Source organism: Gordonia sp. DT219 (assembly GCF_049847065.1).
Classification (GTDB): Bacteria; Actinomycetota; Actinomycetes; order Mycobacteriales; family Mycobacteriaceae; genus Gordonia.
On the sequence record NZ_JBNCNR010000008.1, the window covers coordinates 96696 to 121568 of the forward strand.

The 24873-nt window shown below is 68.7% G+C and carries 22 protein-coding genes; 13 read left to right on the top strand and 9 right to left on the bottom strand.

Features of this window, described 5'->3' with window-relative positions; translation table 11 throughout:
- Positions 1 to 104: 104 nt before the first annotated feature.
- The 3 genes from ACPXB3_RS12155 (at position 105) to ACPXB3_RS12165 (ending at position 2465) form a co-directional block, all read left to right on the top strand.
- Positions 105 to 941, top strand: a complete 837-nt coding sequence (locus ACPXB3_RS12155) for a hypothetical protein (RefSeq protein WP_425705066.1) — start codon at positions 105 to 107, stop codon at positions 939 to 941.
- A gap of 131 nt (positions 942 to 1072) precedes the next feature.
- Positions 1073 to 1663 carry a sigma-70 family RNA polymerase sigma factor gene (locus tag ACPXB3_RS12160; protein WP_425727744.1) on the top strand — a complete coding sequence of 197 codons (591 nt, stop codon included), beginning with the start codon at positions 1073 to 1075 and terminating at the stop codon, positions 1661 to 1663.
- Positions 1635 to 2465 carry an anti-sigma-D factor RsdA gene (locus ACPXB3_RS12165; RefSeq protein WP_425705064.1) on the top strand — a complete coding sequence of 277 codons (831 nt, stop codon included), beginning with the start codon at positions 1635 to 1637 and terminating at the stop codon, positions 2463 to 2465. The genes ACPXB3_RS12160 and ACPXB3_RS12165 overlap by 29 nt, the downstream gene beginning before the upstream one ends.
- A gap of 1 nt (position 2466) precedes the next feature.
- Here ACPXB3_RS12165 and ACPXB3_RS12170 read toward each other — a convergent pair whose 3' ends face one another.
- Positions 2467 to 2856, bottom strand: coding sequence for a DUF5319 domain-containing protein (locus tag ACPXB3_RS12170; protein WP_425705063.1), 390 nt, complete (start codon positions 2854 to 2856; stop codon positions 2467 to 2469).
- 134 nt (positions 2857 to 2990) lie between these two features.
- On the opposite strand from ACPXB3_RS12170, the gene guaB reads away from it, so the two are divergent.
- The 4 genes from guaB to ACPXB3_RS12190 all read left to right on the top strand — a co-directional run bounded on the left by guaB (position 2991) and on the right by ACPXB3_RS12190 (position 9262).
- Positions 2991 to 4502, top strand: coding sequence for an IMP dehydrogenase (gene guaB, locus ACPXB3_RS12175; RefSeq protein ID WP_425705062.1), 1512 nt, complete (start codon positions 2991 to 2993; stop codon positions 4500 to 4502).
- A gap of 97 nt (positions 4503 to 4599) precedes the next feature.
- Complete coding sequence (locus tag ACPXB3_RS12180) at positions 4600 to 5742, top strand: GuaB3 family IMP dehydrogenase-related protein (RefSeq protein WP_425727745.1); 1143 nt, start codon at positions 4600 to 4602, stop codon at positions 5740 to 5742.
- Positions 5743 to 5830: 88 nt separating this feature from the next.
- A complete protein-coding gene (locus tag ACPXB3_RS12185; protein WP_425727746.1) occupies positions 5831 to 7582 on the top strand; it encodes a GMC family oxidoreductase N-terminal domain-containing protein in 1752 nt (583 codons plus the stop codon).
- Positions 7583 to 7774: 192 nt separating this feature from the next.
- On the top strand, positions 7775 to 9262 hold the full coding sequence (locus ACPXB3_RS12190) for a 2-isopropylmalate synthase (protein ID WP_425727747.1): 1488 nt from the start codon (positions 7775 to 7777) through the stop codon (positions 9260 to 9262).
- Here the strand turns inward: ACPXB3_RS12190 and ACPXB3_RS12195 are convergent.
- From ACPXB3_RS12195 to ACPXB3_RS12205, 3 genes are read right to left on the bottom strand one after another with little or no spacing between them, the layout of a single operon-like run.
- A complete protein-coding gene (locus ACPXB3_RS12195; RefSeq protein ID WP_425705058.1) occupies positions 9209 to 9811 on the bottom strand; it encodes an energy-coupling factor transporter transmembrane component T family protein in 603 nt (200 codons plus the stop codon). The genes ACPXB3_RS12190 and ACPXB3_RS12195 overlap by 54 nt on opposite strands.
- Positions 9808 to 10482 carry an energy-coupling factor ABC transporter ATP-binding protein gene (locus tag ACPXB3_RS12200; protein WP_425705057.1) on the bottom strand — a complete coding sequence of 225 codons (675 nt, stop codon included), beginning with the start codon at positions 10480 to 10482 and terminating at the stop codon, positions 9808 to 9810. The genes ACPXB3_RS12195 and ACPXB3_RS12200 overlap by 4 nt, the downstream gene beginning before the upstream one ends.
- Before the next feature lie 22 nt (positions 10483 to 10504).
- Entirely contained in the window at positions 10505 to 11152 is a 648-nt protein-coding gene (locus ACPXB3_RS12205; protein WP_425705056.1) for a biotin transporter BioY, read from the bottom strand.
- A gap of 166 nt (positions 11153 to 11318) precedes the next feature.
- Between ACPXB3_RS12205 and guaA the strand changes: the two genes are divergently transcribed.
- Positions 11319 to 12866, top strand: a complete 1548-nt coding sequence (guaA, locus tag ACPXB3_RS12210) for a glutamine-hydrolyzing GMP synthase (protein ID WP_425727771.1) — start codon at positions 11319 to 11321, stop codon at positions 12864 to 12866.
- 72 nt (positions 12867 to 12938) lie between these two features.
- Here guaA and ACPXB3_RS12215 read toward each other — a convergent pair whose 3' ends face one another.
- A complete protein-coding gene (locus ACPXB3_RS12215; protein WP_425705055.1) occupies positions 12939 to 13178 on the bottom strand; it encodes a hypothetical protein in 240 nt (79 codons plus the stop codon).
- Between the two features lie 32 nt (positions 13179 to 13210).
- Positions 13211 to 14608: a PspC domain-containing protein gene (locus ACPXB3_RS12220; RefSeq protein ID WP_425727748.1), complete on the bottom strand. Its 1398-nt coding sequence runs from the start codon at positions 14606 to 14608 to the stop codon at positions 13211 to 13213.
- Positions 14609 to 14819: 211 nt separating this feature from the next.
- Here ACPXB3_RS12220 and ACPXB3_RS12225 point away from each other — a divergent pair, with 211 nt between their 5' ends.
- Together ACPXB3_RS12225 and ACPXB3_RS12230 are read left to right on the top strand one after the other, a co-directional pair.
- Positions 14820 to 16133: a PspC domain-containing protein gene (locus tag ACPXB3_RS12225; protein ID WP_425727749.1), complete on the top strand. Its 1314-nt coding sequence runs from the start codon at positions 14820 to 14822 to the stop codon at positions 16131 to 16133.
- On the top strand, positions 16130 to 16819 hold the full coding sequence (locus ACPXB3_RS12230) for a response regulator (RefSeq protein ID WP_425705052.1): 690 nt from the start codon (positions 16130 to 16132) through the stop codon (positions 16817 to 16819). Before ACPXB3_RS12225 ends, ACPXB3_RS12230 begins: the two co-directional genes overlap by 4 nt.
- Before the next feature lie 40 nt (positions 16820 to 16859).
- On the opposite strand, the gene ACPXB3_RS12235 is transcribed toward ACPXB3_RS12230, so the two are convergent.
- Entirely contained in the window at positions 16860 to 18146 is a 1287-nt protein-coding gene (locus tag ACPXB3_RS12235) for a protein kinase domain-containing protein (protein ID WP_425727750.1), read from the bottom strand.
- Between the two features lie 101 nt (positions 18147 to 18247).
- Between ACPXB3_RS12235 and ACPXB3_RS12240 the strand changes: the two genes are divergently transcribed.
- From ACPXB3_RS12240 to ACPXB3_RS12250, 3 genes are all read left to right on the top strand, one after another.
- Positions 18248 to 19267: an Rv2578c family radical SAM protein gene (locus ACPXB3_RS12240; RefSeq protein WP_425727751.1), complete on the top strand. Its 1020-nt coding sequence runs from the start codon at positions 18248 to 18250 to the stop codon at positions 19265 to 19267.
- A 168-nt stretch (positions 19268 to 19435) separates the two neighbouring features.
- Positions 19436 to 20224, top strand: a complete 789-nt coding sequence (locus ACPXB3_RS12245) for a hypothetical protein (protein ID WP_425705049.1) — start codon at positions 19436 to 19438, stop codon at positions 20222 to 20224.
- Positions 20224 to 21816, top strand: coding sequence for a DNA polymerase Y family protein (locus ACPXB3_RS12250; protein ID WP_425705048.1), 1593 nt, complete (start codon positions 20224 to 20226; stop codon positions 21814 to 21816). Before ACPXB3_RS12245 ends, ACPXB3_RS12250 begins: the two co-directional genes overlap by 1 nt.
- A gap of 25 nt (positions 21817 to 21841) precedes the next feature.
- Here ACPXB3_RS12250 and ACPXB3_RS12255 read toward each other — a convergent pair whose 3' ends face one another.
- Both ACPXB3_RS12255 and ACPXB3_RS12260 read right to left on the bottom strand, forming a co-directional pair.
- A complete protein-coding gene (locus ACPXB3_RS12255; RefSeq protein ID WP_425705160.1) occupies positions 21842 to 22930 on the bottom strand; it encodes an alanine racemase in 1089 nt (362 codons plus the stop codon).
- Positions 22931 to 22937: 7 nt separating this feature from the next.
- Positions 22938 to 24869, bottom strand: coding sequence for an SDR family oxidoreductase (locus tag ACPXB3_RS12260; protein WP_425727752.1), 1932 nt, complete (start codon positions 24867 to 24869; stop codon positions 22938 to 22940).
- Positions 24870 to 24873: the final 4 nt, after the last annotated feature.

The following is a 24873-nucleotide window of genomic DNA, read 5'->3' on the forward strand; positions in this document are numbered from 1 at the left end:
CGACGACGACCGCCAAGATTATCGATTAACCTGAGCGAAACAATGATGTCATCAGGCGTTTATGTCGCTGCGGGTTTTAACATTTGTGACGCCAGGTTAAATTCATGCTAACTGCGTCGGGAGGGCGTGACGCCGGCCACGTTCTCGCTGGTGACGAGCTTGTTGCCCGGTGGTCGGCGGCGGTGGCGGCCGGCGCTCACGGCCGTGGGGCGGCGGCATTGACCGCGCTGGCCGCGGTGGTCACCGACGCCCGCGTCGTCGGCGACCGGCCGGTCGCGTCCCTCGCATGCAGTACTGCGGCGTCGTTGTACCGGCAGGCCGGGCGTCACCGCGACGCTCTGATCCGCGACGGCCACGCGTTACTGCTGGCCGGCGCCGACATGCCCGGGCGCTCCGCGTGGGCGCGTGCGGCCGCATGCGACGCGCTGATCAATCTTGCTGCAGACAACCTGGGCCTCGGCCGATTCGGGGCGGCGCGGCGGCTGCTCGATCGGGCCGACGAACTTGCCGAGGGTTCGCCATCTGGCGCCGACGCCCCGTGGCTCACCGACGCCCGCTGCCGGCTGCGTGCCCTGTGGGTCCGCGCCGAGCTGGCGATCTACTCCGATGACCCGGATGCCGCGCTCGACGCCGGGCAACGGGCGACGGCGATGCTGGCCGACCGGGCCGACGGCGGTACTCAACGGCATCGGATCAAGACCGGACTGATCGTCGCGGCAGCGCAGGCGGCAACCGGACATGCAGAGGTGGCGATGCAGGCCGCGATCGCGCTGGGCGATGCGTCCGCCGAAGCCGGCCTGAGGCCGCTACAGTGGGCCGCGCTGTCGTTACAACAGGGGCTGGGCGACACGTCTGCGCAGACGGTGGCGGCGGTCAACGATCTATATCGATTCCTACACGCCCGGGGCATGCCGTTCGTGAGGTCGCACAACGATCGCTAAGGTGTTTGGGGTTCGCCGCCCCGCCACCGCAGTCCCCGGTCGCGGGCGTCGCCATCCGGGTCGTTGCGGCCCGCCACATCGGACCTGGTGAGTCCGCCACACGATATGTAACGCGGGGATCTCGACTGACGATGAAATTGACGGGTGATGAGTTGGACGCCGCCGTCCGCGCCGCAAGGCAGGGCGATCGCGTGGCTCTCACGTCGGTTCTCGAGAGTGTGCACGAGCCCATCCTGCGCTACTGCCGAGGGCGAATCGGTGTCGGAGAGCGTCATTTGTTCTCCGCGGATGATGTTGCGCAGGAGGCGTTGATGGCGGTGATGACCGCGCTGCCCCGATACGAAGATCAGGGCAAGCCGTTCATGGCCTTCGTATACGGGATCGCCGCGCACAAGGTCGCCGATGCGATGCGGGTGGCGGGGCGGGTCAAGGCCGACCCGGTCGACGCCGTCCCCGACGTCACCACGGTTCTCGGCGGGCCCGAGGAGGTGGCGCTGGACTCCGACGCCAGTCGGCGCATGCGCCGGCTGTTGTCGGTGCTGCCCGACAAGCAGCGCGAGATCCTCGTGTTGCGGCTGGTGGTCGGGATGTCGGCGGAGGAGACGGCCGACGCGGTCGGCAGTACTCCGGGGGCAGTGCGAGTCGCCCAGCATCGAGCACTGGCAAAACTGAAAGACGAGCTGAGGAAGGCAGGTGGACGACGCAATGAACGACGAGCATGATCGGCGTCGGCCGATGCCGGACGCCGACCCAACTGAGCACATCGACTTACGACAGTTGCACTTCGACGACGCATTTCTCGATGCGCTCTCACATGACGTGCCCACCCCGACGCGAGATGACACCGAATACCAGTTGGCAGCACTGCTTTCGGGTTGGCGCCACGATGTCCTCGCCGAGCCGGCGCCGCTGCTGCCCGGTATCGCGGAGGTCGAGCACGCGATGGCGACCGATGGCGCACCGCGCCGCGGCACGCGCGTAGGTCGCGGACTGCGGGTGATCGCCGGCGCGGCCGCGATCGCCGTGGTCGCCGTTGCCGGTCTGACCGTCGTCAGCGAAGGTGCTCAGCCGGGCGACTCGCTCTGGAGTGTCAAGAAGGTCGTATTCGCCGACAAGGCCTCGGAGACGCAGGCGGCCTACGATGTGCGCTCCGACCTCGAACAGGCCGAGGCCGCGCTCGCCTCGGGCGACATGGTCCAGGCGCAGCAGCTCATCGCGCGTGCCCAGACCAAGATGGGGCCGGTGCGCGACGCGCAGACCCGCGAGCAGATGAATCAGTGGATCAGCCGCTTGCGTGCCGACGAGTCCGGTGCCCCCGGGCAGAGCTCGCGGGCGCCGGGTCCCGCCACCACCGCACCCGATTCGACGTCCCCGCAGTCGGGCAGTCCCACCCCGCCGACGTCTGATCGGTCGACCACACCGACGACCACGACCCCGCCGACGTCCACGACGCCGACCAGTCCGGCTCCGACGACACCGACGCCGACCTCGGCTCAGACCTCGACGGTGGTGCCGCCGAGTTAGCTCAGCGCTCGCCGCCGAGCTGTGCGTATGCGTCGGCGTAGCCGCGGCAGTAGTCCCAGGTGACGTAGTCGTCGGGACGTGGGTCGACAGCTGGTTCGTGCGGGCGCACGGTACCGTCGATCAGAAGTTGTAAGAGATTGGCGCGCAACATATCCCAGTCGTGGTAATGATCTTCGTGGCAGTCCTCGCAGACGACGACGAGGCCGCGGATGCCGCGATGGGCCAGCAGCGTTTCATATACTGCCAGGTCGGCGAGGTCCTCCTCGACCGCGACCCGCTCGTTCTCGTCGAGTGGGATGCCGGGCTCGACCGAATCCAACGCCGACGCGGGATCGCTGGGATCATCGGCGAAGGGGTCGGGTGGGAGGCCGGGTGGCAAGTGGTCACGCACGACTCCACCGTAACCGATTTCACGTGACCAGCGCCGCATCGGTTCCACAGATCGACGGCGCCGACTCCGCGGTGGCGGCATGGGTCGGATCGTCGCATTGGGTTGGCGCCGCGATCGCCGGATACCATGAACGGATGACACACGTTCGCACCGGTGGAGATGATCCCGGCAAGGTGGCAATGCTCGGTCTCACCTTTGACGATGTCCTGTTGCTGCCCGCGGCTTCGGATGTGGTCCCGAGTGAGGCGGATACATCGTCCCGGCTGACCAGGAACATTTCCCTGCGCGTGCCGCTGGTCAGTTCGGCGATGGATACCGTCACCGAGGCACGCATGGCCATCGCCATGGCGCGCGCGGGCGGAATGGGCGTGCTGCACCGCAACCTGTCCATCGAGTCCCAGGCCGCTCAGGTCGAGACCGTCAAACGGTCGGAGGCCGGCATGGTCACCGATCCGGTGACCTGCTCGCCGGGGGACACGCTCGCCGAGGTCGACGCCATGTGCGCTCGGTACCGCATCTCCGGGCTGCCCGTCGTCGACGGAACCGGTGAGCTCGTCGGCATCATCACCAACCGCGACATGCGGTTCGAGGTCGACCAGGACCGGCCGGTTGCCGAGGTCATGACCAAGGCGCCGCTGATCACCGCCCAGGAGGGTGTCTCGGCCGAGGCCGCGCTGGGGTTGTTGCGCCGCCACAAGATCGAGAAGCTGCCGATCGTCGACGGCAACGGCAAACTGACCGGGCTGATCACCGTCAAGGACTTCGTCAAGACCGAACAGCATCCGTTTGCCACCAAGGATGCCGACGGCCGGCTGCTCGTCGGTGCGGCCGTGGGAACCGGCGAGGCCCAGTGGGATCGTGCGATGGCCCTGACCGACGCGGGTGTCGACGTGATCATCGTCGACACCGCACACGCGCACAATCGGCTGGTGCTCGACATGGTTGCCAAACTCAAGGCCGAGACGGGCGACCGGGTACAGGTCGTGGGGGGCAATATCGCCACGCGCGAGGCCGCCCAGGCGCTCGTCGACGCCGGTGCCGACGCGGTCAAGGTCGGCATCGGGCCGGGGTCGATCTGCACCACCCGCGTCGTGGCCGGTGTCGGTGCCCCGCAGATCACCGCGATCCTCGAGGCCGTGACCGTCTGTCAGCGGGCCGACGTCCCCGTCATCGCCGACGGTGGCCTGCAGTACTCCGGCGATATCGCCAAGGCGTTGGCTGCCGGCGCGTCGACGGCGATGCTCGGGTCGTTGCTGGCCGGCACTGCCGAGGCTCCCGGCGATCTGGTCCTGGTGAACGGTAAGCAGTTCAAGAGTTACCGCGGCATGGGATCGCTGGGCGCGATGCAGGGTCGTGGGCAAGCCAAGTCCTACTCCAAGGACCGCTACTTCCAGGACGACGTCCTCAACGAGGAGAAGCTCGTGCCCGAGGGCATCGAGGGGCGGGTGCCGTTCCGCGGACCGCTGACCCAGGTGATCCACCAACTCGTGGGTGGACTCCGCGCGGCAATGGGCTACACCGGTGCGAGTTCGATTCCCGAACTGCAGCAGGCGCAGTTCGTCCAGATCACGGCGGCGGGTCTCAAGGAGTCGCATCCACACGACATCACTCTCACCGCCGAGGCACCGAACTACTATTCTCGCTGAGTTCCCGGCAAGTTCTCCCGATCTCAACTTCTCCCGGTCTCCGGACCTCGGGGCCCACGTCCGCATCGGATCGTGGGCCGGACAGAAAGGCGCAAGGGTGCGTGATCTCGTGGACATCGGCATGGGTCGGACGGCACGGCAGACGTTCGAGCTCGACGACATCAGTATCGTGCCGTCCCGACGGACCCGCTCGTCCAAGGACGTCTCGACCGCATGGCAGATCGACGCCTACCGGTTCGACGCGCCGATCCTGAGTCATCCGACCGACGCCCTGGTGTCGCCGGAAGTGGCCATCGAACTGGGCCGGCTCGGTGCGCTCGGGGTGATCAACGGAGAGGGATTGTGGGCACGGCATCGCGACGTCGACGAGAAGATCGCCGAGCTCGTCGAGATCGCCACCACCGACCCGGACCCGCAAGCGGCGGTGCGCCGGCTGCAGGAACTGCATGCCGCGCCGCTCGACCCAGACCTGCTCGCGCGCGCGGTGGCCACGGTCCGCGAGGCCGGTGTGACCACGGCGGTGCGGGTCAGCCCGCAGCACGCACCCGAGCTGACGCCGGCGCTGGTGGCCGCGGGAGTGGAGATCCTGGTGGTGCACGGCACCATCATCTCGGCCGAGCATGTGGCCAACGGTTCCGGAGATCCGTTGAACCTCAAGACCTTCATCGCCGAACTCGACATCCCCGTCATCGCCGGCGGCGTCCACGATCACCGCACCGCGTTGCATCTGATGCGCACAGGTGCAGCGGGTGTCATTGTCGGATACGGCTCCACCGCAGGGGCCACGACCACCGGCGAGGTGCTCGGTATCGGGGTGCCGATGGCGACGGCGATCGCCGACGCCGCTGCGGCGCGCCGCGACTACCTCGACGAGACCGGCGGGCGGTACGTGCACGTCATCGCCGACGGCGACATCCACGACTCGGGTGACCTCGCCAAGGCGATTGCGTGCGGTGCCGACGCGGCGGTGCTCGGGACGCCGCTGGCCGCGGCCGTCGAGGCGCCAGGGCGTGGCTGGTACTGGCCGTCGGCGGCGGCGCATCCGGACACCCCGCGGGGGGCGCTGCTGCAAGTTGCGATCCCCGACGAGCGGACGACCCTCGAACAGGTCCTCTCCGGGCCATCCGCCAACTCGTTTGGTGAGTTGAATCTTGTTGGCGCACTGCGTCGTTCGATGGCTAAGGCCGGCTACTCCGACCTCAAGGAGTTCCAGAAGGTGGGGCTCACCGTCCATCGGTGACGGGATGCCCCGATGGCCGGAACGCCGTCAGCCGGGCTACCGGGAGACCCACGTCACTTGATGTGACAATGAACGTTAGAATGTTTTCATGGCAGCCCACCGTGACCCCACCGACTTCGACGTGCTCATCATCGGCTCCGGATTCGGCGGCAGCGTCAGCGCGCTGCGGCTGGTGGAGAAGGGATATCGCGTCGGCGTGATCGAGGCCGGCCGTCGCTTCGAGGACTCGGAGTTCGCCAAGACCAGCTGGCGTCTGCACAAGTGGCTGTGGGCACCGAAGCTGGGACTCTTCGGCATTCAGCGCATCCACGCGCTCAAGGACGTCATGATCCTGGCCGGCGCGGGGGTCGGCGGCGGATCGCTGAACTACGCGAACACGCTCTACAAACCACCGACGCCGTTCTTCGCCGATCCGCAGTGGAACCACATCACCGACTGGGCGGACGAACTCGGCCCGTACTACGAGCAGGCCCGGCGGATGCTCGGGGTGGTGACCAATCCGAGTTTCACCGAGTCCGATCGCATCATGCGCGACGTCGCCGAGGAGATGGGCGTCGGCGACACCTTCACCGCCACCCCGGTCGGGGTGTTCTTCGGGGAGAAGACGGGCCTGGCGGGTCGGCCCGGACATACCGTGCCCGATCCGTACTTCGGCGGCGCCGGACCGGAGCGAACCGCCTGCACCGAATGCGGTGCCTGCATGACCGGCTGCCGTGTCGGCGCCAAGAACACCCTCATGAAGAACTACCTCGGCCTTGCCGAACGCCACGGTGCGACGATCGTCGACCGCACCACGGTCGACGGACTGGCCCAACGGGCCGACGGCACCTGGGAGGTCGGCACCCACCGCTCGTCGGCGTGGGGACCGGTACGGCGCCGCACGCGGACCTACACCGCGTCGCAGGTGATCGTCGCCGCGGGGACGTTCAACACGCAGCGGTTGCTGCATCACGCCAAATATCGCACCCTGCCACGGATCTCGGATGCGCTGGGCCGTCTCACCCGCACCAACTCCGAGTCCATCCTGGGGGCGATGGCCAGTAGATACGATCCGGCACACGACTATTCGCGGGGCGTCGCGATCACCTCGTCATTTCATCCCGACCCCAGCACACACATCGAGCCGGTGCGATATGGCAAGGGCTCCAACGCGATCGCCTATCTGCAGACGTTGCTCACCGACGGCGGGTCTCCGGCGAACCGATTCGGGCAATTCGTGCGCCAGGTCGCCGCGAATCCGTTGTCGCTCGGTCGCCTCCTGGTGGTGCGCCGCTGGAGTGAACGCACCGTGATCGCGTTGGTCATGCAGAACAACAACAACTCGCTGACGACCTTCGTCCGCGAGCGCGGACCGTTCCGCTACATCACCAGCAAACAAGGCATCGGCGAACCCAATCCGACGTGGATTCCCGCCGGTAACGAGGCCACCCGCCGGATTGCACGCAAACTTCCGGGTGGCGTCGCCGGCGGCACCTGGGGCGACATCGTCAACATGCCGCTGACCGCCCACTATCTCGGTGGGTGTGCCATCTCCGACGTGCCGGCGAAAGGCGTCATCGATCCGTACCACCGCGTGTGGCATTATCCGACGCTGCACATCACCGACGGCGCCGCCATCTCGGCGAACCTCGGGGTGAATCCGTCCCTGTCGATCTGCGCGCAGGCCGAACGCGCAATGGCCTTCTGGCCCAACAAGGGGGAGGCGGATACCCGCCCGGCGCAGGGGGAGCGATACGCCCGGGTGGCCCCCGTCGCGCCGACGACCCCGGTCGTTCCGGCCGACGCGCCGGGCGCCCTGCGGTTGCCGATCACGCCGGCCGCACACGTCGACGCCGGCTGACGGCCCCGCCGTTCGGTCGTCCTCGGGCCACGGCTTGCGCACTTGTCTGAGGACTGTTAGGTTTCGGGGCATGCAGTTCTGTGCGCGTCTCCTCCTTCGCTGCCACGGCGGGGCCTGATCACGACCGGCTCCCCGCCGTGGGAGCCGTCGTGCCGGTCGAACACCGATCTCGACCACGGAGTCCGAAATACCATGCGCACAACTTCTTTCCCCACGATCTCCACGCCGGCCGGCGGCGTGGCAACCGGTGCCCCGGCGTGGAACCGCCAACAATGCTCGCAGATGCCGTCGTACCGCTACCGCGCCGTCCACGACCGGGTCGAGCTCCCGTTGACCGACCGCCGCTGGCCGACCAACCGGATCACCACCGCGCCGCTGTGGGTACCGGTCGACCTGCGCGACGGCAATCAGGCACTGGCCGAACCGATGGACCCCGAACGCAAGCGACGCTTCTTCGAACTCATGGTCGCCATGGGGTACAAGGAGATCGAGGTCGGCTATCCGTCGGCGTCGCAGACCGACTTCGACTTCGTCCGGATGCTGGCCACCGACGACATCGCCCCGGACGACGTGACGATCGTCGTGTTCACCCCCGCACGGCGCGATCTCATCGAACGCACCGTGGATTCGGTGCGGGGCATCGCCAACGATGTGGTCATCCACATGTACACCGCGACCGCCCCGATCTGGCGTGACGTGGTGCTGCGACGGGACCGGGACGGCCTGCGGGAGATCATCACCCGCGGCGGCCGCGACATCCTCGAGTGCGCCGACGGGCTCGACAACGTTCGTTTCGAGTTCTCTCCCGAGGTGTTCAATCTGACCGAACCGGACTTCGCCCTCGAGGTGTGCGACGCGATGACCGGACTGTGGGAGGCGAGTCCGGACCGGCCGGTGATCATCAATCTGCCCGCGACCGTCGAGGTGGCGACGCCCAACGTGTACGCCGACCAGATCGAGTACATGTACCGCAACCTGGACCGCCGCGGGTCGGTGATCCTGTCGGTGCACCCGCACAACGACCGGGGTACGGGGATCGCGTGCGCCGAGCTGGCCGTGCTGGCCGGCGCCCAACGCGTCGAGGGGTGCATCTTCGGCAACGGGGAACGTACCGGCAACGTCGACATCGCCACCCTGGCACTGAATCTCCATGCGCAGGGCGTGGATCCGATGATCGACTTCTCCGACATCGACGAGGTGGCCCGCACCGTCGAGTACGCCAACCGCATCGAGATCCATCCGCGCCATCCCTATGCCGGGTCGCTGGTGCATACGGCGTTCAGCGGAACCCATCAGGACGCCATCCGCAAGGGACTGGCCGAGCACCGCGAACGTGCCGCAGCCACCGGGATCGCCGAGCGCCGGTTGCCTTGGGAGGTGCCGTATCTGCCGATCGACCCGGCCGACATCGGCCGCACCTATGAGGCGGTGATCCGCGTGAACTCCCAGTCGGGCAAGGGCGGGATCGCCTACGTACTCGAGACCGAATACGGGATCGTGCTCGAACCGCATGAGCAACCCGAATTGGCCCGTCACGTCCAGGAATACGCCGACCGGTCGGGCGTGGAGGTCGACGCCCCGACCTTGCGCAGCCTGTACGAACAGTGGGTACGCGAAGACAGTGTCTCAGTCGAGGCCGCGGGCCGAGAGGCTCTCGGCGAATCCGTCGGCGGTGCGTAACGCGGCGAGGACGATGGGCGCCACCAGGATTCGCGGTCCCGGCCGCAGCCCGCGCGCCCGCCGTGCCTCGTCGACCTGGGCGGCGACCTCGACCATCAACGGGATCGCACGGATGGTCAGCGCCAGGGCGATGGCGATCAGGTCGGTGCGAACACCCAAGCGCGCCAAGGGTTGTAGTCCCCGCGTCATCGAATCGAGCATGTCGGTGGTGCGGGTCGTCAAGGTCACCACCGCGGCCAGCAGTACCGAGAGCCCGAGGACCCCGCACACCAGCAGCGCGCGGCGCCAGTCGGTGAAGATCCACTGGAAGGCGAAGATGAACACCAGGATCCAGAGGGTGGGCCGGAACTGGCGCCACGCGGTGCGCGGGCCGATGCCGGCGAGCGCGTAGACGACCGCGACCGCGAGCGCTGCGACACCGAGCGCGGGCAGCGACCGCACGAACACCGACATCGCCACGATCGCGGCCGCGAGGCCGAGGAGTTTGACTCCCGGCGACGCCCGATGCAGCGGTGAGCGTCCCGGGCGGTAGGTGCCCAGCGGATTCATGACATCATCGCCCGGTAGTGCGCCAGGGCCGGCCCGGGTGCATCGTCGGCGACGATGCGGCCGTCGTCGACGACCAGTACCCGGTCGAAGTCGGCGACGAGCTCGAGATCGTGGCTGACCACGACGAGCTGCTCGTCGAGACCCGCGAACACCGTGCGCAGCATGCGGGCATTGCGCAGATCGAGCAGCGTGGTCGGTTCGTCGGCGACGACGATCGCCGGTTCGGTGACGAAGATCGACGCCAGGGCGAGGAGTTGTTTCTGTCCGCCCGACAGCCGCGCGGCGGGCTGGTCGGCGTGGTCGGCGAGTCCGAATCGCTCGAGCATCTCCCGGGTACGTTCGGCCCGTTGGGCTTTGGTGAGTTCGCTGCGGGTCAGGGAGAGCTCGATGTCCTCGGCGACCGTCGGCATGATGATCTGCCGATCGGGATCGGAGAAGATGAAGCCGACCTCCCGGCGGACGCGGCGCCGGTGGCGGCGCGCGTCGATCCCGTTGACGGTCACCGTGCCGTGGTCGGGCACCACGAGTGCGTTGATCATGCGCACCAGGGTCGACTTGCCGCTCCCGTTGGCGCCGACGATGCCGACGCGCCGCTCGGTGAGGGTGACCGACACCTCGCGCAGCACGGTGCGCTCACCGAAGGCGTGGGTGACGTCGCGGAATTCGATCACGGTATCGGCGATTGCGAACGCGTCAGTCCGACGTGGCCGGGACGTCGGCCCGCGTCCGCCGTAGCGGCCCGATCAGGCCGGGCCATCCGCGGTGCACCTGCGCGGCGACCAGGGCGGTGACGACGGCCTTGATGGCGTCGCCGAGGATGAACCAGCCGTTCGCGGCGATCGCCGCCCACAACGTCATGTCCGCACGGATCATCAGGCCGACGGTTCCGCACACGTACACCACGAGGATGCCGCCGATCAGGTTGATCGCGATACCGGGGAGCAGCCGGTAGCGCGGTGGCGGCGTCCGAGACGTGCGCGTCCACATCATCAGCGCGGTCAGCACCCCGATGACGATCACGCCGGGAAGGAAGCCGACGAAGAATCCGGAGGTCGGGGAGCTCAACGCGGTCAGTCCGTTGCGGCCACCGGAGAGGATCGGCAGACCCGCGATCGCCAGAACCATGAACAGGACCACCGCGAGCGTGCCCTTCTTGGGACCCAGGATCGCGCCTGCCAGCATCACCCCGAGGGTCTGGAAGGTGATCGGGACACCGCTGGTGCCCACGCTGATGGTGCCCGGCAGCCCGAGCGCGGCGATCAACGCGGCGAACACGGCGGCCTGGGTGATGTCGGAGATATTCAGTGACCAGGTGCGATCACGGCTTTCGGTGGTTTGCATCGCGAGAAACGAGTATTCCACGTGCTGAGGTCGCCGCGGCGCCGCGGTCGATCAATCCGCACCGCGATCCGCACCGGGGCCGCCGCAGGCGGGACATTAGACTCGTGCCGTGACCGATTCTGCAGACCAATCGCGTGCCACCGGCGGATTCGACGCGCCCCGCCCGGTGCTCGTCGTCGACTTCGGCGCCCAGTACGCCCAGCTCATCGCGCGCCGCGTCCGGGAGGCCCGGATCTACTCCGAGGTCATCGCGCACGACGCCGGCATCGAGGAGTTCCGGGCCAAGAATCCGGTGGCGCTGATCCTTTCCGGCGGCCCGGCGTCGGTGTACGCCGACGACGCCCCGCGACTGGATCCGGCACTCCTCGACCTCGACATCCCGGTCTTCGGCATCTGCTACGGATTCCAGACGATGGCGGCCACGCTCGGTGGGCACGTCGCCAACACCGGTGGTCGCGAATTCGGCCGCACCACACTCACTCCCACCGAAGGCGGTGTCCTGCACCAAGGTCTCACCGGCGCCCAGCCGGTGTGGATGAGCCACAACGACGCCGTGGTCGAAGCCCCGGAAGGGTTCACGGTCACCGGCTCGACGCCGGGTGCCCCGGTTGCCGCCTTCGAGAACGTCGAACGGCGGATGGCCGGTGTCCAGTACCACCCGGAGGTGTTGCACACCCCGCACGGTCAGCAGCTCCTCACCCGCTTCCTCTACGAGGTCGCCGGCCTGGAGCCGACGTGGACCGCGGCCAACATCGCCGACGCCCTGATCGATCAGGTCGCCGACCAGATCGGTGACGGCCTGGCGATCTGCGGCCTGTCGGGCGGGGTGGATTCCGCGGTCGCCGCAGCATTGGTGCAGCGAGCCATCGGCGACCGCCTCACCTGTGTCTTCGTCGACCACGGGCTGCTGCGGGCAGGGGAGCGTGAGCAGGTCCAGCACGACTTCGTCGGTGCCACCGGCGCGAAACTGGTCACCGTCGACGCCGCCGAGACCTTCCTCTCCGAACTGAGCGGGGTCTCCGATCCCGAGCAGAAACGCAAGATCATCGGCCGCGAATTCATCCGATCCTTCGAAGGCGCGGTCACCGACGTGCTCGGCGAACACGCCGCCGACGACCAAAAGGTCGAATTCCTGGTGCAGGGCACGCTCTACCCGGATGTCGTGGAATCCGGCGGCGGCAGCGGCACCGCCAACATCAAGAGCCATCACAACGTCGGCGGGCTGCCCGAGGACCTCGAATTCACACTCGTCGAACCGCTTCGCCTGCTGTTCAAGGACGAGGTCCGCGCCGTCGGACGCGAACTCGGTCTGCCCGAGGAGATCGTCGGCCGCCAGCCGTTCCCGGGTCCGGGGCTCGCGATCCGCATCGTCGGTGAGGTGACCGCCGACCGGCTCGCCATGCTGCGCACCGCCGACCTCATCGCCCGGGAAGAACTCACCGCCGCCGGGCTCGACACGCAGATCTGGCAGTGCCCGGTGGTGCTGCTCGCCGACGTCCGCAGCGTCGGCGTGCAGGGCGACGGCCGCACCTACGGGCATCCGATCGTCCTGCGCCCCGTGTCGTCCGAGGACGCGATGACCGCGGACTGGACGCGGGTGCCCTACGAGGTGCTCGAGATCATCTCCACCCGCATCACCAACGAGGTGCCCGACGTGAACCGCGTCGTCCTCGACGTCACGAGCAAGCCGCCGGGCACGATCGAATGGGAGTAGCGGTCTCCGACCGCGCGAATGGGAGTAGCGGTCTCCGACCGCGCGAATGGGAGTAGCGGTCTCCGACCGCGCTCAGGTTCGCGCCGACCGCGCCCCGGTGACGATCAGCAGCGCGCCGATGGCGACGGCCACGGCCACCACGAGCCACCCGATGGTGGCCGGGTCGGGAACGCGTGGCCCGTCTGCGAGGCCCCATCCCGCTATCACCAGCGCGACCACGCCGGTCAGCGCGACCGCAGGTGCGCGGCGGCGCCGCACCCCACCCGGCTCCGAGCTCGCGGACGTGTCGAATGAGCTTGTGGCGCCGTTCATCTCGTCTCCTATGCTGTTCTGATTCGACTGGTTCATCGCTTGATCTCCACACTGCCGACGTTGGTGTGCGCATCGATGGTGAGTACCGGCCCGCCGGTTCCGTCTGCGCCGCCGTCGAGGCCTTCCGGACAGGTGTAGTCGCCGGCGCCGGCGGAGCAGTTGGCCCGGACGTTCATCCCGGCCGGAACCTTGACAACGATCTCACCGATCCCGTTGCGCAGATGCACGGTGTCATCGGCGGCGAGCGTGATATCGCGCAGGTCGAGTGTCATGCTCCCCGTGCTCAAGGTGTACTCATCCCGGATATCATTCTGGCTCAATGGTTTCCAGTTGCGATCGCCGATCCCGCCGGCGGGCATGCCCAGCCGGTGGTCGTCGGGCCCCCAGGTGGTGAGCAGCGTCGTCACGATCACCGCCGCCGACAATCCGATCGCCAGCGGCGCCAAGGCGCCCGGATGTGAACGCGGAGTGTGGCGGCGCAGCCCATTGACGAGCAGCCCGGCGCCGATCACCGCCAACGCCAGGGACAGTACGTGAGCAGTGGTGAACCAGTCCGCTCCGAGCGCATTGGCCGCGACTCCGCCCGCGACCACCAGGATGGCGAGGCCGAGCACGACGAACGAGAATGCCGAACGCCGTGGGTGGCGCGGATAGGTGACCGGCGGTGGCTGCGGGGTGGTGGGCTCGGGCAGGTCCCACGCGAACCGCGCGGCCCCGAGCGGATCCCACGAAGGCGGGGTGGCGTCGAGGAAGTCGGTGGGGCCGGTCTCGGTCGGCACGGTGTCGGTGGGCACGGTGTCGGTGGGCACGGTGTCGGTGCGTACGGCAGCCGCAGCCGCCCGCGCGCCGGTGTCGGTGGGTACGGCAGCCGCAGCCGCCCGCGCGCCGGTGGCGGTGGCAGCGGCAGCCGCGACCGGGGCGCCGGTGCGCACCGCACGCGGGGTCCAGCGCACGAACCGTTGCGGCGACTCGGGGATCGCCACCGTCGTCACGCTGGTGCCGGCGGGTGGCTCGGGGGTGCGCAGGAACAGCAACCACCACCCGACGAGCATCAGGAGTCCGCCGACCACACCGCCCGAACCCCACGGTCCCCGCGAGAGGACGGAGGACGCCACGATCACGATGACGACCCAGAGGATGACTGTCGGGTTGTTGAACCAGCCGTGCGCATGGCCGCCGTGGCTGCGTTCGGCGCGGGCGCGGGCGCCGGTGCTCGACGGGAAGACGATCCATGCCGCGACGTACAAGATCAGGCCGCTGCCGCCGAATACCGCTGCCACCACGAACGCCACCTTCACCAGCGTGGGGTCGATCCGGTAGCGCCCGGCGATGCCCGCGCAGACGCCGGCGATGGTGCGTGGGGAGGAAGGTCGTACCGGCCGGGTGTCCCACAATCGCCCGAGTTGCATCCGAAGGTGTGCGGTATTCATGACAGCCATCCTGTCGCCCCGTCGCGGTCGGCACATCGGGGAACGACCCTGAGATCCACCCGGATCGGATCGGGGCCCGGGCACCGGCCGGTGGCCCGATACATGCGGCCCGCTCGCTTCGCTCCCGGCGCCGGTGCGCCCACGGTCCTCCGGGTCGGCACCCGGGTGAACCCTGATGCCGTCGACGGGGTGAACGTGTCAGTATCGACAGATGGGAACTGCGGAGATCGAGCGACCGCAGCGGCTGTCGCGCCGCAGTGGCGGCCGCGTGATCGGTGGTGTCGCCGGTGGCGTCGCCGACCACCTCGGCGTCGACGCGTTCCGGGTTCGGGTGGTCTTCGTGGTGCTGACCGCGATGGCCGGCGCAGGTGCCCTCGCGTACGCGTTGCTCTGGTTCTTCTGCCCGCTGGGCGACGACGTCACCGCGCCCACGCCCGCCGAACGGCGGCAGGCCTGGGGGCTGGCGATCATCGGTCTCGTCGCGATGGGCGTGGTGGGATTCGCTGCGTCCGGTACGCCCGCAACCTATCTGGTGCCGCTGGTGTTCGTCGCCGTCGGTGCGAGTCTGGTGTGGCGGGAATTCGACACCTCGGCGCGTTCGCGTCCCCACGGACCGCTGCTGACGTGGACACGGCTGGCCGGCGGTGCGGTGCTCGTGATCGGCGGCCTCGTCGTCATCGTGTTCGCCGGCACCCGCAATTTCGGCGGTCTGAGCACCACGCTGCTGGCCGTGGCCGCCACCCTGCTCGGCGTCCTGCTGCTGACCGTCCCGCTGTGGATGCGCATGTGGCGCACCCTGAATGCCGAACGGGCAGCGCGTATCCGAAATGCCGAGCGCGAGGAGATCGCCTCCCACCTGCACGACTCGGTGCTGCAGACACTTGCCCTCATCCAGAAGAAGGCGGCCAGACCCGAGGAGGTGGCCCGCCTCGCCCGCAGCCAGGAACGCGAACTGCGGAGCTGGCTCTTCGGTGACCCGGCGCAGCGCGGCAGTTCGTTGGTCGCCGCACTCACCAGTGTCGCCGGAGAGGTCGAGGACCATTACGGCATCGAGGTGGAGGTCGTCACCGTCGGCGATCTGCGTCCCGACGACGACACCGACAAGGTCGCCGCCAAGCGCTGGCCTGCGCTGGTCGGCGTCACCCGCGAGGCATTGGTCAACGCGGCCAAGCATTCCGGCGAACGCAAGGTCGATGTCTATCTCGAGGTCGGCGACGACGAGGTCGAGGTCTTCGTGCGTGATCGTGGCGTCGGCTTCGACCTCGGCCGGGTCGACGACGATAGGCAGGGCATCGCGCGGTCGATCCGCGCCCGCACCGAACGTGTGGGTGGGCATGTGACGATCAGGTCGGCGCCCGGGCGTGGCACCAACGTGCGGGTCACCATGCCGCGGGGGGAGGTGCAGGCTCCAGAAGGGGCCGCCACCCTCGCTCAAGAACGCGATAATGATTCCGGCGCACCGGCTTCCGGTGCGCTGCCGTCAACGGCCGACAGTGCCGGAGCCGAACACGGAAAGGTGTCATGACCCTCGAACAGCCGCAGCCGCGAAGTGACCGGCAGTATCGCGTCTTCCTCGTCGACGATCACGGCGTGTTCCGGTCGGGGGTGCGGGTCGAGTTGGCCGGGGAGGCAGGGCTCACGGTGGCCGGCGAGGCGGGCAGCGTCGCCGAGGCCGTCGCCGGGATCACCCGGCTGCGCCCCGACGTGGTGCTGCTCGACGTACACATGCCCGCCGGAGGCGGCGTGGCGGTCCTGCGCGGGGTCACCGATGCGATGGGCGCCGACGCCCCGGTGTTCCTGGCGTTGTCCGTGTCCGACGCCGCCGAGGACGTCATCGCGACGATCCGGGCCGGCGCGCGCGGATATGTGACCAAGACGATCGACGGCGGTGAGCTGGCCGACGCGGTGCGCCGGGTCGCCGAGGGCGATGCCGTGTTCAGTCCGCGGCTGGCGGGTTTCGTGCTCGACTCGTTCACCGGGAAGTCGTCGGCACCGGAGCCGCAACTGGATCCCGAGCTCGACTCGCTGACGCGCCGCGAGTTGGAGGTGTTGCGGCTGCTCGCGCGCGGCTACACCTATCGGGAGATCGCCGAGGAATTGTTCATCTCGATCAAGACGGTCGAGACGCACGCGTCGAATGTGCTGCGAAAGACGCAGCAGTCCAACCGGAATGCGCTCACCCGCTGGGCGGCGACCCGGCACATCGGCTGAGCTGCACCTCCGCTGGGCTGCAGGTCTTCTGGGGAGTACGTCAGCTGAGGAGCGCGATCACCAGCACGATGACCCCGGCGAGCACCAGGAAGAACAGCAGGACGACCACGGCGAGCAGCGCCGGCGAGGTCTGCTGGCGTTGTGACGCCGGGCCCAGCGGCGGCATGGCGCTGCTGTAGGACGGCGACGAGTAGTGCTGCGGGTACGGCGCCGGTGAATAGGGTGCAGACGAATACGGTGCAGACGAATACGGTGCAGCCGAAGACGGTGTCGAGGGGTCGTATGGGGCCGGAGTCGCGACTCGGGTCGGGTCATATTGTGGCCCAGGGGGTTTCGTGTGTGGCCCGCGGCCGCCGGTGCCCGGGTTCGCGGGCTGGCCGGTGGGCGTGGCCGGTCGGCGACGTGGATTCAGGCCGAGGTCGGACCGGGAGACCAGGCTGGTGAGAACCTGCTCGGTGGAGCCGTGCTCACCGGCGACGACCCGGGCGAGTTCGTCGCGTGCCTGCGTCATGGTGATGCGGCGTTTGGGGCTCGGTTCGAGCATGCGCAGCAACACCGGCTCGAGGGCGCCGGCCTTGGTCATCGGATTGATCTGCGCCCGCGCCACCCGATGCAACATCACCAGCGAGTTGTCGTCGACACCGAAGGGTGGCTGGCCCTCGACCATCGTGTAGATGGTCGCGCCGAGCGAGTACACGTCGGAGGGCTCGGCAGGCGGATCGCCGCGGGCAACCTCGGGTGCGAAATACGCTGGGGTGCCGGTGATCAGGCCGGTCTGGGTGATCGTGACATCGTCCTTGGCGCGGGAGATGCCGAAGTCGGTGATCTTGACGAGGCCGGCCTGACGTCCGCCGCCGGCGATGAGGATGTTGCCGGGTTTGATGTCGCGGTGGATGATTCCCGAGGCGTGCGCCTCGACCATGGCGTCGGCCACCTGTGCGCCGATCTTTGCGGCTTCGGTGACGTCGACAGTGCCGGTGGCATGCAGTATCTGGGCGATGCTGCGCGACGGGAGGTACTCCATCACCAGCCAGGGTTCACCGCCGTCGAGGGCCACGTCGTGCATGGCGATCGCGTTGCGGTGACTCAGCCGTGCCGCGATCCGTCCCTCTCGCATGGCACGCTGCCGAACGGTCTCCGCCGAGTCCTCCGAGAGTCCCTCGGTGGAAAGGACCTGTTTGACGGCCACCTCGCGGTCGAGAAGTTGGTCGCGGGCCAGCCAAACGGTACCCATGCCGCCGCCGCCGATCCGGGAGATGAGCCGATAGCGTCCGGCCACCAGAAAGTTGGGACCCGGTGTCCGATGGCTTTCGGCGTCGGCGGTCATGCAGCGATGATAGCCGGGGCCGCCGCTTGGGCAGGACGGGCGAATGGGTGTGGCACTCGCCGCGTCTTGACATGTCGTAGTACGTGTGTTCGACTCCCGGTATGCGTTGGTCCGAACAGGCTGTCGAAGCCGACGATGGTGCCCTGCCCGGACTGGGCCGGGCGGGACTGGTGCGATCGGTGCAGACGCCCGAGTTCGAGGGCATCACCTTCCACGAGGTCCTCGCCAAGAGTGCGCTCAATCGGGTACCCGTCGAGTCCGGCTTGCCGTTCACCTACACGGTCAACACCTTCCGCGGCTGCACGCATGCGTGCCGGTACTGCTTCGCCCGGCCCACCCACGAGTACCTCGATCTCGACGCCGGTCGCGACTTCGACTCGCAGGTGGTGGTCAAACTCAATGTGGCCGCGGTGTTGCGCAAGGAACTGCGGCGCCGGTCCTGGCGCCGGGAGCCGGTGGCATTGGGTACCAACACCGATCCTTATCAGCGCGCCGAGGGGCGCTACCGGCTGATGCCCGGGGTGATCTCGGCGTTGACCGAAGCCGCGACCCCGTTCTCCATCCTCACCAAGGGAACGCTGCTGCGGCGGGATCTGCCGCTGCTGCGTCAGGCGGCCGGACAGGTGACGGTCTCGCTGAGCGTGTCGCTGGCTTTCCACGACGCCGAGTTGCAGAAACAGATCGAGCCGGGAACGCCGTCGCCGGCGGCGCGGTTGGCGCTGATCGGCGACATCGCCGACGCCGGGTTCGCCCCGCACGTGATGATCGCCCCGGTGATCCCGTACCTGACGGACTCGGTGGCGCACCTCGACGCTCTGCTCGAGTCGCTGGCGCAGGCCGGGGCGTCGGGGGTGACCGTCATCCCGATGCATCTGCGCGGGGCGACGAAGCCCTGGTTCATGACCTGGCTCGCCGAGCATCATCCGGCGCTGGTCCGCCGGTACCGCGGGCTCTATGGCCGGGGTGCCTACGTCACCCCGGAGTATTCGTCGTGGTTGCGGGAACGGATGCGACCGCTGGTCGCCGGCCACGGACTCGCCGGATCGTCGGCCTCGCGGGTGGTGACGGCCGTCGAACCCGAGCCTGAACCCGAACTCGCGCAGGCGCTCACACTGTTCTGAAGGGTTCCGCTGACCAGCGCTGTTGCGAACTGTCGGAGTCGCGTCGTACGATCAGAACATCGAAAACACATTCGATATCCGGTGCGATTCCGGGATCGGATGGACGCGATGGCGTGGCAACTTCCCGGCTCGCCGAGCACAGTATGCGCTGGCCAGGAGGGGTGTGTCATGAGTGTGGTGCCGTTGAATCGCGGTGGGCGTGGCGAGTCGGGACATGCGGATCCCGTTACTCTCGACGCCCTCCGGCAGAAGATGGCGGTGATGTCGGGATTGCCGGACCGGCGCTCGGTCCAGCCGGTGTCTGTCGACGTGTTCCCGCTACCCGAGGTCATGTCGGACGTGTTGCCGCACAATGGAATCGCTCGCGGCACGGTCCTCGGCTACCGGGGTGCGAGATCGCTGCTGATGGCGATGATCGCCACGATCACGCGCTCGGGCAGCCAGGTCGGCATCGTCGGGATGCCCCGGCTCAATCTGCTCGCCGCGGTGGAGATGGGCGCCGATCTGCGCCGGATCGCCGTGGTCCCCGACCCGGGTGTCGACCCGGTGGAGGTGGCCGCGGTCCTGCTCGACGGCATGGATCTGGTGGTGCTGGGGCTGCGGGGCGTGACGGTGCCGCCCGCCCGGAGCCGGGTGGTCGGCGGCCGCGCGCGGCAGCAGGGATCGTCGTTGCTGGTGGTCGACGGAGACTGGCCGGGAGCACATACCCGGATGGACGCGCGGGTGGTCGGCTATCGACACGGTCCCCGCGCCGACGATCTCGCCACCGCGGATCGCGGCTACGGGCGGGTGGGTGGCATGCGGCTGCAGGTCGTCGCCGAAGGACGCGACCGCCGCCGGCGCTCCGCCCGGATCGACGTCATGGCAGGCGGATTCGGAGACGACGCGGTACAGATCCGGCGGGTGACCGAGACGCGCGTCGACGCCGTGGACGCACCCGGTGCGGTGGCGAACTGATGGCCGCCGGGTCACGGCCTGCGCGGGTGCTGGCGCTGTGGTGTCCGGACTGGCCCGCGACGGCCGCCGCAGCACACGCCGACCTGCCGCCCAGGCATCCGGTGGCGGTGCTGCACGCCAACCGCGTGATCGCCTGCTCGGCTCCGGCCCGGACCGCGGGGGTCCGGCGGGGCATGCGGAAGCGTCAGGCGCAGTCGGTGTGTCCGGAGATGACGGTGGTCGCTGCCGACGAGCACCGCGACGGCCGGCTGTTCGAGCCGGTGGCCGCCACGGTGACCGACCTGGTGCCGGCGATGGAGGTGCTGCGGCCCGGGTTGGTGGTCCTGCGGCTCACCGGTGCGGCCCGCGTGTTCGGCGGTGAGGAGATCTTGGCCGAGGAACTCATCGACCGGGTCTCGGCGTGCGGGGTGGAGTCGCAGGTCGGCATCGCCGACGAGTTGTTCACCGCGGTGCTGGCCGCCCGCAGCGGGCAGTGCGTCCCATCCGGCGGCGACCGCGAACATCTCGCCGCCCGCCCGATCGCCGACCTCGCCGTCGAGCCCTCGATGTGTGGGCCGGAACGCACCGAGTTGGTCGCGCTGCTGCGCCGACTCGGGGTGAACACCATCGGTGCCTTCGCCGCGCTGGGGGCGGCCGATGTCGCCACCCGCTTCGACGCCGACGCGATCACCGCGCACCGGCAGGCCACCGGCCAGCCGGGTCGCCCGCCTTCGACGCAGACACTGCCGGAAGATCTTGCGATCGAGTATCTCTGCGACCCGACGATCGACCGGATCGATGCCGCCGCCTTCGCCGGCCGCCGGATCGCCGAGCTGCTGCACCGTCGCCTCGTCGATGCGTCGGTGGCCTGCACCAAGTTGACGGTGGAGGCGATCACCGAACGGGGACAGCGGCATTCGCGGACGTGGCGGTGTGCTCAGCCGCTCACCCCGGCGACGACCGCCGATCGTATCCGCTGGCAGCTGGAGGGCTGGATGACCAGCGGCCGCACTCGCGGCTCCGGGGATACGCGGCCGGATTCGCCGATCGCGACGTTGCGGCTCGACCCGGTCGAGGTGGTCGATGCGGGGAAGCTGCAGCATGCGCTGTCGGGTGCCGGGCTGCCCGGGGACACGGAATTGTCCGAGCGTGCGCGACGCAGCATGGAGCGGGTGCAGGGTCTGCTCGGCGGCGACGCCGTGCGTATCCCGGTGCTCAGCGGGGGGCGGGGTCCGGCCGAGCAGATCTCGATGATCACCCTCGGTGAAGATCCGGTGCCCGAACGGGATCCGGACGCACCCTGGCCGGGCCGGCTGCCGCAGCCGGCGCCGGCGATGACGTCCGACGCCCCGGTCGAGGTGATCGATCCTGCCGGTGATCCGGTGCGGGTCACCCCACGGGGCGCGTTCACCGCGGAACCGACGACGGTCCGGATGCCCGAACCCTCCCGGCAGGGCTGGGAGGTGCGGTGGTGGGCCGGGCCGTGGCCGGTCGGCCTGGAGACCGGGCCGGATGCGATCAGTGCGCGCGCGCAGGTGCTGCTCGACGACTCCCGGGCGCTGCTGCTGTGCTACCGGTCCGGCGGCTGGGTGGTGGAGGGTGTGTACGAATGAATAGTGCTCAGCTGTTGGCTAGCGCTCAGCTGTTGGCGCCGCGTGCCGCCACCGGCCAGGACAGCGGTTCACCCGTGGCAGTGTGTACGACGAGCTCGTCGACGAGATTCACCGCGGAACACACGTGGTTGGGGATCACCCGGACGGTCGCACCGACATCAGGCACCGCTGCGGGTGTGGCGTCGGCCGGATATTCGAGGGTGGCGTGATGTTCGGACAGTGCGGTGATCCGCGCCTGCGGAGTGTCGATCACCCGGCCGAAGCCGGAGGCCCAGGCGGGGCGGTCGGCGCCGAGGATCTTGCTGCCGGCGTCGACCACGACCTGCCGTCCGGCACGGTGCACCACGGCGGTGACGGCGGTCAGCGCGACGTCGTCGAATCCGGCACTGCCGAGTTCGACCTGCTGGGCGTCGTTGAACAGGTAGACGCCGGGCCGCAGCTCGGTGAGCAGGCCCGGCCGGGCAAAGCCGACCGTCGGCGTCGATCCGCCGCTGATCACCCGTGGTCCGATTCCGTTGGCGCGCAGCGATTCCGATGCTTTGTGCAGCGCGTCTGCCTCGGCGGTGGCGGCCTCGGCGCGTGCGGCCGCCGGGCCGTAACCGTGGCCGGGGAAGGTGAACACGCCCACCACGTCGAGTCCTGCGGTGGCCGCGGCCGCCGCCACCGTCCCGGCATCCTCGGGTGGCACTCCGGTGCGGTGGTGTCCGGAGTCCACCTCGATGATCGCCTCGACGATCACGCCCGGGCGCACCACCTCGGCGGCGAGGCGCCGCGCACCGGCCACCGAGTCGATTCCCACGCGCAGCGATACCGTCTGCGCGAGGGCGCGCATCCGGGCACCCTTGTGTTCGGTCACCCAGAGCGGATAGGCGATGAACAGGTCACGGCATCCGGTCCGTTCGGCAGCCGCTGCGAACACCTCTGCCTCGCCGATCGTCGCCACGGTCAGACCGGCTGCCCCGCTGTCGATCTGGCGGCGTGCGAGCTCGATGCACTTGTGCGTCTTGGCATGTGGACGCAGCGTGACACCGAGTTCGGCGCAGTGGCGCGCCATTGACGAGAGGTTGGCGTCGACTCGCGGCAGATCGATCGTCAGGTATGGGGTGTCGGTCACCGGGGTATCAGTCACCGGACTCTTTCTCGGCCGAATCGAGTGCCGCCGCCGATTCCCGGCCGAGGAGATATTCCTGATGCATGATGCGGGTGGTGATGCGCGGTGCGAACCGGTGTCCGAGATCGGCGAGGTCGCCCAGTGGCGTCGAAACCCGGTGTGGCTGATGAAGAATCGCGTCGAGGACCCGGGACGCGGCCTTGTCGACGTTCCAGACGCCCGCCGAGTTCTGGTAGTCCTCGGTGGGGGCGATCATCCGGGTGCGCACGAGGGGGAGGCGCACATTGGAGAACGTGACGTGATCGGAGAGGGTCTCGGCGGCGGCCGCATCGCTGAACGCCTCGAGAGCGGCCTTCGACGCGGCGTATGCGCCGAAGCGGGGACCACGTGCCTGCACCGCGATCGAGGTCACGTTGACCACGTGACCCGTGCCTCGTTCGACCATGTGCGGCAACAATGCCAACACCAGATTGACTGCACCGAAGTAGTTGACGGCCATCACGCGGTGGTAGTCGTGGGACCGGTCGACGGCGTTGATGGTGGCGCGGCGGATGGAGCGCCCGGCGTTGTTGACGAGGATGTCGACGTGATCGTGGTCGACGATGATGGTCTTGACCATCGCCCGCACCGACTCCTCGTCGCTGATGTCGCAGATGTACGGGAACACCTGGCCGAGCGGCACACCGGTCTTAGGTGTCGTGGCCGCCAATTCGCTTGCTGCGGTATCGAGTTCGTCGGCATGTCGCGCGACGATCAGGACGGTGGCACCACGCGCCACGCACATGCGGGCGGTGGCCTTGCCGATGCCCGACGAGCCGCCGGTGATCAGGACCACCTTGCCGACGAGAGGGCCGCGCGGGTCGTTCCGTCGATGCCGCGCCGGGTCGAGTTCGCGTTCCCAGTACCGCCAGAGCAGTGGTGCGTACTCGTCGAATTCCGGCGGCCGGACACCGAATCGGGCCAAGTGTCCGATGGTGAGATCGGATCGGAAATCCACCGGCAGGTCCATGCCGTCGAGCAGTGCGGGTGGGATGCCGGCCTGCTGTGCGAGCAGGTCGCGCCCGATTCGCAGCGGCGCAGAACCCGCCAGGGACACGGCGCGCCCGACGAGTTGATGCGGGATGACGTTGATGCCCTTGGGTGCTGCCAGAGTGGGGGCGAGATCGTTGTACATCTCGGTGATGGAGAGTGAATGTCGCGCGCCCAGGTGGTGGACCTGACCGCTGACGCCGGGATCGGTACCGACCAGGGACACCAGGGCGTCGACGACGTAGTCGACCGGGATGAGATTGATCCGGCCGAGGTCGGGGAACGGAAGGCGCAGTGCCGCCGGCAGCTTGCCGAGAAGTCGCAGGTAGGGAAAGAAGTAGTAGGGCCCGTCGACCTTGTCCATCTCGCCGGTGCGTGAGTCGCCGACGACCACCGAGGGGCGATAGATGCGCCAGCGCAGCCCTTCTCGTTCGCGGATCACCTTCTCGGCCTCGAATTTTGTGCGGTGATACGGGGTCGGAAATCCCTGGTCGAGGTCGAAGTCGGATTCGGTGAACTCGCCCCGGTGATCGCCGGCCACCGCGATCGATGACACGTGGTGACACATCGCGTCATGCGCGACGGCGAAATCGGCGACCCGCGCGGTGCCCTCGACATTGGCGGCGTGCTGACTCGCGGCGTCGGCGGCCATGTCGTAGATCGCGGCGAGGTGGATGACGTGGTCGATCTCGAGGTCGGTGTCGGTGACCCCGAGCCCGTCGGAGGTGAGGTCGCCGATCACCGGGTGGACCCGGTCACCACCGGCCGTGTCGCGCAGAACCTCGGTGATCCGCGACAGCGAGCCCTCCCGGACGAGTGCGTGGATCTGTGCGTCCGCGTCGATTGCGAGTAGCTCTCTGATGACGCGGCGTCCGATGAAGCCGCTGCCACCGGTCACGAAATATGTGGTCACAGGG